Annotated in this window: 6 protein-coding genes; 2 read left to right on the top strand and 4 right to left on the bottom strand. The window is 35.5% G+C overall.

Annotated elements, in window-relative coordinates; genetic code table 11:
* Nucleotides 1-3 precede the first annotated feature (3 nt).
* From BM289_RS22460 to BM289_RS22475, 4 genes are all read right to left on the bottom strand, one after another.
* On the bottom strand, nucleotides 4-3,093 hold the full coding sequence (locus BM289_RS22460) for a SusC/RagA family TonB-linked outer membrane protein (protein WP_091497965.1): 3,090 nt from the start codon (nucleotides 3,091-3,093) through the stop codon (nucleotides 4-6).
* A 675-nt stretch (nucleotides 3,094-3,768) separates the two neighbouring features.
* A complete protein-coding gene (locus BM289_RS22465; protein ID WP_091497967.1) occupies nucleotides 3,769-4,479 on the bottom strand; it encodes an NUDIX hydrolase in 711 nt (236 codons plus the stop codon).
* Between the two features lie 21 nt (nucleotides 4,480-4,500).
* On the bottom strand, nucleotides 4,501-5,535 hold the full coding sequence (locus tag BM289_RS22470; RefSeq protein WP_091497970.1) for a glycoside hydrolase family 43 protein: 1,035 nt from the start codon (nucleotides 5,533-5,535) through the stop codon (nucleotides 4,501-4,503).
* Between the two features lie 470 nt (nucleotides 5,536-6,005).
* Nucleotides 6,006-7,037: a LacI family DNA-binding transcriptional regulator gene (locus BM289_RS22475; RefSeq protein ID WP_091497971.1), complete on the bottom strand. Its 1,032-nt coding sequence runs from the start codon at nucleotides 7,035-7,037 to the stop codon at nucleotides 6,006-6,008.
* 278 nt (nucleotides 7,038-7,315) lie between these two features.
* Between BM289_RS22475 and BM289_RS22480 the strand changes: the two genes are divergently transcribed.
* Complete coding sequence (locus BM289_RS22480) at nucleotides 7,316-9,943, top strand: glycoside hydrolase family 3 C-terminal domain-containing protein (RefSeq protein ID WP_091497973.1); 2,628 nt, start codon at nucleotides 7,316-7,318, stop codon at nucleotides 9,941-9,943.
* Between the two features lie 61 nt (nucleotides 9,944-10,004).
* Complete coding sequence (locus BM289_RS22485; RefSeq protein ID WP_091497976.1) at nucleotides 10,005-12,059, top strand: transketolase family protein; 2,055 nt, start codon at nucleotides 10,005-10,007, stop codon at nucleotides 12,057-12,059.
* Nucleotides 12,060-12,431 lie beyond the last annotated feature (372 nt).

Here is a 12,431-nt window from a genome sequence, read left to right on the forward strand (position 1 = left end):
TGATTAGAATGTTAAATTAAGCCCAAATAAATAATTTCTGGTGGTAGGTGTGTTGGTACCAATAACAGAGAATCTTCTCTGATAAGAGGCTACTGCCTGATTTTCATCACCTAATGAATTGGTCTCAGGATCCATTCCAGATTTGTCATGATAAGGAGAAAATAAAACAAATGGATTCTGGGCTGTAAAATACAGTCTTAGTTTATCAATCCCCAATCCTCTTGTAAAGTTTTGATCTATAGTGTAACCAAGAGTTAGTGCTCTAATTTTTACATAAGAGGCGTCAAAATATCCCATTGTTGACATATATTTAGGATTATCTCCACTTCTAATTCCTCGCGGATTAGGAAACTCTGCATCTCTGTTGTCTGGAGTCCAATAATCAACATCCACATTGCTGCGACGGCCATTTAATAAATTCAAGTAACTCGCTCCACCGTACAAAGTACTAATCAGCACTCCACCGCTTTTAAAAGCACCTACTGCATTAAAATCAAATCCTTTGTATGTAAGATTCGTATTGAAGCCTCCCTGAAAGTCAGGATCAGTTTCTATAATCTGGCGATCGCTTGCATTAATGGCACGAGCTGGTGATCCATCAGCATTGTACTCTCCCGTGTATTTAACCTTGATTGATCCTACCACCGTTCCCTGTTGGTTAATTCCAGTTGGTCCAGGCTCTAAAATTGACATATAAGGATCACCTTCCTGCCAGATTCCAATCTTTTCATAATCATAGATTGAATTTATATTATATCCAACAAACCAATTGTTTGCTTCGTCACGACTGGCACCTGATGCTAAAGCAACCAGTTTGTTCTCATTTCTATAAAAATTAACTCCCACAGACCATGTTACCCCATTAGGATTATCAAGAATAACTCCGGTTAATGATATTTCATACCCTTTGTTCTGTGTTTCTCCTACGTTAGCAACATAACCGCTTACTCCAGAAGTTGCTGGCAATCCCACGCGTTGCAGCAGGTTTTTTGTATTTGTTTTATAATATTCAACTGTACCGGATAAACGGTTATTAAAGAATCCAAAATCCAAACCATAGTTCCATGTAGTTGAAAACTCCCATCCTAAATTAGGATTAGGCAATTCTGTTACGTAAACTCCTGTTGAATTAGTACTTCCAAAATTGTAAGGTCTTGTACTTAATGCCCCAAGGGTTGCATAAGGAGCAACTGCCTGATTTGACGTTTCTCCATATCCTGCTCTTAATTTCAATAAACTAATATTTTTAACATCTTTAAGGAATGATTCATTCGAAATTGTCCATCCTGCAGATACTGCTGGGTAAGTTACCCATTTGTTTCCCGGAGATAATCTTGATGAACCGTCTGAACGAATTGTACCAGAAATAAAATAGCGGTTGTCGTAAGAATACATTAACCTAGCCATATAAGATGTCAATCCCCACTGTGTATAATCTTGATCCGCTGGATTAATTACAGCTTCCTCCTCACTCTGTCCTAAATTGTAAAACTGAAAAGCATCAGAGGTAATTCCGTTTCGAGTCACTCGGGAACTTTGGCCTGTATATTGCTCATTTGAATACAAGCCGACAAAATTTACAGTGTGTTTCTGTGCAAAAGTTTTATCATACGTTATTAAATTTTCCAAAAGCCACTGGGTAGACCATCCGTTAGTGATTGCCGCGTTTGACAGCGTTGCAGGATTAACGTCAAAAACCCCTTGTCCTTCATAATACCCTGCATTAGAGGTACGGAAATTTAACCCCGTATTAAGTCTGTATTTCAATCCATCGATTCCTGGAATTTTAACCTCAGCAAAAATGTTGTTATAAGAACTGAAAGCCCTATTCAAATTAACATAGGAATCTCCAAGGTTTCTGATCGTTTGTCTAGTATAAACCCATTGGTCGTCTGCAGCCATACTAACTGTTCTTTTTAAGGAACCATCTGCATTGTATGGATTCGCCAGAGGAGAAGTACCTAAAACTGTTCCTGTTCCAATATTATCTCCATTAGTTATACTGTAATTACTGTTGGTATTAAATCCAAGACGTATAGACCTGTTCACCTGCTGGTCTAATCCCGCTCTTAAGCTAAAACGTTCAAATTTTTGTCCGGGCAATACTGCTTCTTCTTTATAATAACCTAAACCAGCATTATAAGCTCCGCCTTCACTTCCTCCTGAAACACTTACATCATGACTGATCATTTCACCTGAACCGTACAATAAATCCTGCCAATCAGTATTTACATTTCTGGACTCTCCAACACCGTCTACATATAAACCTGTGTAGTCGCGAAGAGCAGCAAATTTAGAAGCATCCATCATTGGGTATTTTGAAAAAACCTGTTTAATTCCGCTAAAACCATTATAAGAAAATGTTGCTTTTTGATTTTTCTTCCCCTTTAAAGTGGTAACTAAAATTACACCATTTGCTCCACGAGAACCATAGATCGCAGTCGCCGACGCATCTTTCAAAATATCAACCGATTTAATATCTGCAGGATTAATATCCCCAATAGAACCTGCAAACGGAACTCCATCCAGTACTACCAAAGGATCATTACTACCTGTAAGGGATCTGGTTCCACGTATTCTTATCTGCATGGCTGCACCCGGTTTAGAAGATGTCTGGGTCATCTCAACTCCCGGAAGCCTTCCTTGTAAAGCCTGTGTTATATTAGCCGCGGGTACTTCATTTAATTCCTTACCTCCCAAAGAAGCAACCGAACCCGTAACAGCCTCCTTGATCTGCGTACCGTAACCGATTACAACCACCTCTTTTAAATTATTGGAGTCTTCCTCTAAAAGTACATTGATTTTCGTTTGTCCGTTGACATTAATTTCTTTGGTTTTGAAACCAATAAAGCTAAAAACAAGAACGCCATTTGAAGGAGTGCTTATAAGATAATTACCATCGAAGCCTGTACTCACTCCATTTTTCGTTCCTTTTAGATTAACATTCACTCCAGGAATTGGACCGTTCGCATCAGAAACTGTTCCTGTAACTGTTGTTTGTGCTTTCATCTGAAAGGAGATCAAAAACAACAGAATCAAAAAACCGAAACTCTTTAGATGCTCCGATTTACTAGTAATAAAAAAATTATTCATAAAAAATGGATTTAATTATTAAAATTGGTTTTTGTTAGTTAGTTATTCCCAATACACTTTTATGTTATGTATTATGGTATTTTCATAAGTGTATTTATTACAAATATAAAAAAACATGTTTCAAAAACAATCGGTTGTGTAAATTATTTTTTATAAAGTACGAAAAAAATAGGCTTAAAAAAAATACTTATATCATATATATTTGAAAAATATTGAATATTTATCAAATCTAACTACAACGTTTTAGTTAAATTTGAGAAAAAAATATCATTTAATAAAAATTGTTAAAGAAAATATAAAAAGAATCTGCTGTTTCTTTTATTACTTCAAAAGACTTAAAAAGTAGCTGTCAAAACCTAGAAATACTATTAATTACTAAGAAAAATATTAATACTTACAAATAAGTCATTAATCCTATCATTATTCATCTTTCATAAAAAATAAAAACAATCGATTGCTTTGCATAAAAAAACCTTCCAACATTGTGATGGAAGGTTTAATAAATTAAAAACAGATTTTTGTTTAACGGATTAACTACTTAAAAGGTACCTTTGTATTATATAGTTTCAAATCCTATCCAAAAGATTCATTTATATTATACGGGACATACCTAATAACTTTTTACAGCTATCATATTCATAGCTTAAAGCAATTAAAAGTTCAGGCAAATACTATTTAAAAATTGAAGTTGAATTTTGTACTCCACAGCATATCGCTTTCCAATATATTTAGACAATAGAATTTTGCGGCTCGATAGGAGACTCCCTCTTCTTTTTCATCTAAGGCATTAACTAGTTCTCTCTGTAAAATCTTCCTTCTAAAATTGACTTTATTTATTTCGATTCCTAATATCTCCTCATACAAATGAACCACCTGAAGCAAGGTAAACTTTTCAGGTAAAAGTTTAAAACCTACTGCACTGCAATGCATATTCTTTTTTAGTTCTCTTAAACTAAAGTCTAAAATCGGCAGATATTTCGCTTCCAGACAAGCCACATCATTTACATCAATCCAATTCATGTCCGAACTCAGGTTTTCATTATTGGCATCCGTTTTCCCTCCTCTTACCAAGGCATAAAATCCAATCGCAACATTCTCTCCAAACAAAGAAGAATCGTATTCGAATGCTTTTAACTGTTCTAAAAAGAAATCATCTGAAAATATAGATTCTCTTACTATTTTTTGTGCTGTATTGAACATTGTCTCTCCTAAAGGCAATGAAGCACCTGGCAATTTCCATTTGTCTTCCGTAAAATCAATTTCATTTTTAATTACGAGCACTTTTAGCTTTCTCTCTTCAAAACAGAATATTGTGCAATTTATTTCTATATTATTTTTAAGACTCATTTCATTGCATGTTCTTTTTCCCAATTCCTCCTTTTTCATAGAAACAAAATTAAATCACCATCAATCAAACGACCTTCTTATTCCATACGGATCAATTGTAACAATTGACCCGTCTTCTAAATAATCTATTTTAGTTACTTTTATGCTTCGTAAATGGGTTACTCCTTTAGACAGACTCGAATCGTGGTAAAACAAATACCACTCCCCTTCCACTTCACAAATCGAATGATGTGATGTCCATCCTACAACAGGATTTAAAATTCTTCCCTGATATGTAAACGGCCCATAAGGATTATCTCCAATAGCATAACAGATAAAATGTGTATCTCCTGTTGAATAAGAGAAATAATATTTTCCGTTGTATTTGTGAACCCATGAAGCCTCAAAAAAACGACGATTGTTATCTCCTGCCAAAATCACTTTCCCTTTTTCATCCAAAATTTGAATTTCTTTTGGCTCTTCAGCAAATTCCAGCATATCATCACGAAGCAAAGCTACGATTGGAGCTAAAGCAGGTTCATTGCCAAACGGTTCTTCGTTATTGGAATCGTATATATTATTTCGATATTTCTGAAGCTGTCCGCCCCAGATACCCCCAAAATAAATATAGTGTTTGCCATCTTCGTCTTCAAAAACTGCCGGATCAATACTGTAACTTCCTTTTATAGCATCTGGTTGCGGTACAAAAGGACCTTCTGGCGAATCGCCTATCGCCACTCCAATCTGGAAAATTCCGTTGGCACGTTTGGCTGGAAAATACAAATAGTACTTTCCATTTTTATGCGCCGCATCGGGTGCCCACATCTGTTTTTCGGCCCAAGCCACATCATCAACATGAAGTGCTACTCCGTTATCCACAACTTCAGAGGATATCGTATCCATCGAAAAAACGTGATAATCCTCCATCCCGAAATGGTCGCCGTTATCGTTAAACGGAATTCCGGCATCTATATCATGCGACGGATAAATGTAAATCTTCCCATTGAATACATGCGCCGAAGGATCGGCCGTATAAATATGAGATACTAAAGGCTTCGAAATCGCCAAATCATTAATTTCCTCAAAATTAATGTGTTCAATGCTATCTTCAGGCATAGTATGGTGTTCTATTAAATAATTTAAACTCTTTTCTCTTAAAACCCTCTTTTTATCTTACCTCAAAGAATAGATCTTATTTTATTCTTTATAATTCAATCTCACATTATTTGAGAAAGGACTTACTTAAGATGAGAACAAGGATTAATGAATGCAGCACATACACCTACTGCTATTCCTTTTAATGAAGTAATTATTCATTTAAAACAAACAAACAATCGGTTGTGTAAAATTATACAAAAAAACATATCCTGCAAGTACAGCAAGTTTAATTTAGGTTATTTCAGCTAAACAATCGATTGTTAGATAATTTATCAAAGTGTAGGCTATATTTAGTATTGCCACTTAATAATAATTTAATATTTTTAACTCATTATATAAGGAGTAATGCTATATAAGATCTAATTTTATACAAAAAAACTGCTATTACATAAAATGCAACAGCAGTTTCTTTCTTTGTCTCAAAAAATTCAGGCTCTTTTAGATGATTCCCGAATTAGCACTTCTGTATTTAAAAAAGTTATTTCTTTAGCTTCCTCTTCTTTACGAGATCCAATAGTATCTATCACAATATTTGCCGCAGCCTTACCCATTTTGTCTGCAGGATGCGTTATAGTCGAAATATTAGGTTCAATTATTTCTGATATAGGGTCGTTATTAAAACCAATTACGGCAAAATCCTGAGGGACCTTGATTCCTCTTTTTTTTGCGGTTTGTACAGCACTGACAGCTAGAATATCTCCCGGGGCAAATAGTCCGTCCGGTGGTACTTTTAAACCAAACAGCTTCTGACAGGCTTTGACTCCGGCATCATAAGTCATTGCCTTAAGATTTATAATCCATTCTTCTTTCACTGGTAAACCATGATCTGTCAAGGCATCAAGATATCCCCTTTTCCTTTCTTTATAAAGATTTCCAAATTCTGCTCCAGCAGTCAGATGTGCAATTCTTTTGCAGCCTTGATCGATAAGATGTTTTGTTGCTTTATAACCAGCAGTATAATTATCAATGACCACTCTAAAAGTATTATAACCTTTAGGAACACGATCAACAAACACAAGGGGAATATTGTTATTGGAAAATTGTTGGAAATGGGAAGTATCTTTTGTCTCCATTGCCAACGAACAAATTACACCACTCACTCTGCTACTGTAAAGCGATTTAGTCATATTAACTTCATCTTCATACGAATCGTGCGACTGCATAATAATCACTGAATAATCAGATTTTCTGGCAGTAACCTCAATTCCGCTAATTAATGACGATAAAAACGGCTGTGTAATGGTAGGGATCAAAACACCAATCGTTTTGGTTTTATTGCCTCTTAATCCTGCTGCCAGAGTATTGGGAACAAACCCCATCTCCTCAGCAGTTTTCTTAACTTTTTTAATTGTCTTATCACTTATGCTATGATGATCCTTCAAAGCTCTTGAAATGGTCGAAGTAGCCAGATTAAGTCGCTCTGCAATATCATAAATAGTTACAGGTCTATGTTCTTCCATTACTATATAATTAGTCGTAAATATAACTATAATTTCAAAAAAAATGAATTTGAGTCTTGTATTATTTTTTCATTATTCGATACAAATCCATATTTAAATAATAAAAACTTATAATTTACCATAAAAACTTATGGACTAAATAAAAAAACACACTTTTTCCTAAAAAAATATTTCATGTTTGATTTATTTTGCTTTCCTTTACGCAATCGGTTGTTTTTAATTTTATTAATTAAAAAACTTATCTAAATCACGAGCCATTTCCATAAAAATCAATTCGTATGAAGACAAAAAATATAAAATATCAAATCTTTATTTTAATCTCGTTTTGGTGTACTGCCCAAAATACAAAACCAAATTATCCGTTTCAAAATACTGCTCTCACTTTTGATGAACGAGTAGAAAATTTAGTCAGTCAATTAACATTGGAAGAAAAAGTTGCTCAAATGTTAAATGCCGCCCCTGCAATACCACGACTTGGAATTCCTGCTTACGACTGGTGGAACGAAACACTTCACGGAGTTGCAAGAACGCCTTTCAAAACAACGGTTTTTCCTCAAGCCATTGCGATGGCTGCCACTTTCGATAAAAATTCGCTTTTTAAAATGGCTGATTATGCTGCTTTGGAGGGTAGAGCTGTATATAATAAAGCAGTTGAGCTTAAAAGAACAAACGAACGTTATCTGGGACTAACCTACTGGACTCCTAATATTAACATTTTCAGGGATCCAAGATGGGGACGCGGTCAGGAAACTTATGGAGAAGATCCATATCTTACAGCTATTTTAGGTGATGCTTTTGTCAAAGGGCTCCAGGGAGACGATCCCAAATACTTGAAAGCGGCAGCTTGCGCAAAACATTATGCTGTACATAGCGGTCCTGAATCATTGAGACATACTTTTGATGTCGATGTGACTCCTTACGAACTTTGGGATACTTATCTGCCTGCCTTCAGGAAATTAATTACCGAATCTAAAGTAGCCGGTGTTATGTGTGCCTACAATGCATTTAGAACCCAACCTTGCTGCGCCAGCGACATTTTGATGAATGATATCCTGAGAAAGGAATGGAAATTTAATGGTTATGTAACATCCGACTGTTGGGCAATAGATGATTTCTTCAAAAACCACAAAACACATCCTGACGCAGCTTCCGCTTCGGCCGATGCAGTGCTTCATGGAACTGATATTGACTGCGGAACTGACGCCTACAAATCACTTGTTCAAGCTGTAAAAAATGGACAAATCAGTGAAGAGCAAATTGATGTTTCGGTAAAACGTCTTTTTATGATCCGCTTTAGACTAGGCATGTTTGATCCTGTATCTATGGTTAAATACGCACAGACTCCTAATTCTGTTTTAGAATCCGAAGAACATAGCAACCATGCCCTAAAAATGGCCAGACAATCTATAGTACTGCTAAAAAATGAGAAAAATACACTTCCGTTGAGCAAAAAACTTAAAAAGATTGTAGTTCTAGGTCCAAATGCTGACAATTCGATTTCTATACTTGGAAACTATAATGGAACTCCGTCTAAGTTAACTACAGTTTTACAGGGCATCAAAGAAAAAGTAAATCCTGAAACTGAGATAGTTTTCGAAAAAGCAGTCAACTTTACAAATGATACATTACTGGTTTACAAGGATCTCAAAAACAGCTATTTTTATGAAGGAAAACAAGGTTTTAAAGCAGAATATTTTGACAATACAAAATTATCTGGCAAAGCTGAAACTGTGAAAATTGAACCTGAAATAAACAATTTTTGGCAGGAAGGAGAAATGGTCACAAAAAGCATTAAAGCAAATCATTTTTCAGCACGCTACACTACTAATTTTAAAGCTGATGAAGATGGAAGTATCTCTTTTGAAATCACTGCAGATGACGGTTACAGATTTAGTATTGACGACAAAGAAGTTATAAACGCTTGGGATAAAAATAGATGGGGAGCGAAAACCTATAAGCTGCAAACCAAAAAAGATGAAGTTTATAAATTAGTACTTGAATACTGGCAAGGCGAAGGAAAAGCTGAAGTATCTCTTCAAGCAGGAAATTTTATAAAAACCGATTTCAATAAGCTTGTTGAACGTCATAAAAATGCAGATGCTTTTATTTTTGCAGGAGGCATTTCTCCGCAGCTTGAAGGAGAAGAAATGCCTGTTGATGCACCCGGTTTTAAAGGTGGAGACCGTACCTCTATCCTGCTACCTGAAGTACAGACCAAACTTCTGCAAGCCCTTGAATCTTCAGGAAAGCCCGTTATTTTTTTAATGATGACAGGAAGTGCTATAGCTGTGCCATGGGAATCAGAAAACATTCCGGCAATACTTAACATTTGGTATGGCGGACAAGCAGCAGGAAAGGCTGCCGCTGATGTTATTTTTGGAGACTACAATCCTGCGGGAAGACTTCCTGTAACCTTTTACAAAGATGACTCTGATTTACCTTCTTTCATAGACTATAAAATGGATAATAAAACCTATCGTTACTTTAAAGGCAAACCATTATACGGATTTGGTTACGGTCTGAGTTATACTCAATTTAAGTACAGCGAATTAAAAGCTCCAGCCAAAATAAAAAAGGGACAACCAATCACTATTGCTGTAAAAGTAACAAACTCAGGAAAGAAAGAAGGAGAAGAAGTCTCTCAACTCTATCTAATGAACCAAAATTCATCGATTAAAGCACCTTTAAAAAGTCTTAAAGGATTTGAAAGGTTTAATTTAAAACCGGGCGAAAGTACCGTTATAAAATTTAATCTTTCATCAGAAGATCTTTCGTATGTAACAGAAGACGGAAGCTTAAAACAGTATAATGGCAAAATTCAAATTGCAGTTGGAGGCAGTCAGCCTGATGAAAAAAATCACACCACAAGCAACATATTAACACAAACTCTGGAAATAGAAAAATAATTAATTCATGTGGATTTTATTTCCACAAATATATCATTAGCACTTATTAAAAAACATAAAAATGAGCAAGACAATAGACCAATTATCAGCAGATAACATTAGAGCTTTAGCAATATCAATGGTGGAGAAAGCCAATTCTGGACATCCTGGAGGATCAATGGGCGGAGCAGATTTTATGCATATTCTATATTCTGAATACTTAAAATATGACCCTACAGATATGAACTGGATTTACAGAGACCGCTTTTTTATGGATGCGGGACATCTCTCAGCATTAATGTATTCACAATATTATTTACTTGGCAACTATCAAAAAACAGATCTTGAAAATTTCAGACAATGGAATTCCGTTACGCCAGGTCATCCTGAAGTGGACGTCAACAGAGGAATTGAAAACACTTCTGGTCCGCTTGGACAGGGTCACGTTATGGGAATTGGAGCTGCAATTGCTGCAAAATTTCTATCGGCAAAATTTGATCATTTATTTGACCATAAAATATATGGTTTTATAACAGACGGTGGGATTCAGGAAGAAATTTCGCAGGGAGCAGGAAGAATTGCAGGACATTTGGGATTAAACAATTTTATCATGTTTTATGATTCCAATGACGTACAATTATCTTCTATGACCGACGAAGTAACCAGCGAAAACACAGCCACTAAATATGAATCCTGGGGATGGAAAGTGATTACTATTGATGCTCATAATCATACTCAAATACGTTCTGCATTAAATGCTGCTAATGCCGAATTAAAAAGGCCTACACTCATCATCGGAAGAACCATAATGGGAAAAGGTTGCGTAACATCTGAAGGAGCAATGTATGAAGGTCAATGCGAGCTTCATGGAAAGCCAATTGGCGCAACAAAAGCAGATTTTGTAAAAACACTGGAAAACTTAGGCGCCAATCCAAAAGATCCATTTGCGGTTTATGAAAATGTAGGGGAACATTATAAAATAGTCTTAAAACAAAAAACTGAAGATGCTGCAGAGAGAAAATCAAAAATTCTTACTTGGGAAAAACAAAATCCTGAAGCAGCCAAAAAGATTGAGCAGTTCTTCAGAGGAGAACTTCCCGAAATGGACTTCAGTTCTATCAGTCAAAAAGCCAACGCGGCAACTCGTGATGCCTCTGCTGAAGTATTAGGATATTTGGCAGAAAAAATAGAAAATATGATTGTTTCATCGGCAGATTTGTCTAACAGCGACAAAACGGATGGTTTCCTGAAAAAAACTTCGGTAATGCAGAAAGACAATTTTAATGGTGCATTTCTTCAGGCTGGTGTTGCTGAACTTACAATGGCCGCAATTGCAAATGGAATGGCATTACATGGAGGAGTAGTTCCTGTTGTCGCTACTTTTTTTGTTTTTTCTGATTACATGAAACCTGCCATACGTCTGGCGGCAATTCAGGAACTTCCTGTAAAATATGTTTTCACACATGATTCATTTCGAGTTGGAGAGGACGGACCAACGCATCAGCCAATCGAACAGGAAGCCCAGATAAGGCTTTTGGAAAAGATAAAAAACCATAAAGGCAATCAAAGTTTCCTGGCACTTCGTCCTGCTGATGCTACTGAAACTTCTGTTGCATGGCAAATGGCCGTTGAAAACAAAACAACTCCAACTGCATTAATTCTTTCCAGACAAAACATTAAAGATCTTCCTTATAAAGATTCAAAATTTGAAACTGCATTACAGGCTAAAAAAGGTGGTTATTTGATTAAAGAAACTAAAAATCCGGATATTACTTTAATTGCAAATGGATCCGAAGTTTCTACTCTTTTAGAAGCGGCATCTGAGTTGGAAAAAACAAAACAATTGAAGATAAACGTTGCTTCTATAATTTCCGAAGGGATTTTCAAATCTCAGCCACTAGAATATCAAGAGAGTATTATTCCGAAAGACGGTTTGGTTTTCGGTTTAACCGCCGGACTTCCTGTTAATTTTGAAAGTCTTGCAGGGACTAAAGGTTTTGTTTATGGATTAGATCATTTTGGATACTCTGCACCAGCCTCTGTTTTGGATGAGAAATTTGGCTTTACAGCTCAAAACATAAGTAATGAAATCTTACAGTATATAGAAACAACCCAAAAAGCCGAATATTCGGTTTAAAAATAAAATCAAATATACCAAGTCCGTTACCTATTCTTTTCAATACGAAATTATTAGTAATTAAATCTTGTAAAGTAGAGAAATTTGGCAGGTTTCAAAATGAACCAGAAACCTGCTACTCTTCTCCATTATCACTAAAACTACCAATAAATATTGCCTAAATTTTCTCCATATGCAATTGGTTAGAATTGAACTCATTTAGATACAAAGCCATTTTGATGTTTCTTGTAAAAATTATACTCTAGCCAGCCTTTTTTCTTTCGAAACAAACTATCGGCACATTAAACAATTTTGGCTTTATAAAATACAAAAAGACATAAAACTCTCCTATTAACAAATTTGAGCAGATAAAATCATAATATCCCTCGTGTT

The organism is Flavobacterium phragmitis (assembly GCF_900112575.1).
GTDB lineage: Bacteria > Bacteroidota > Bacteroidia > Flavobacteriales > Flavobacteriaceae > Flavobacterium > Flavobacterium phragmitis.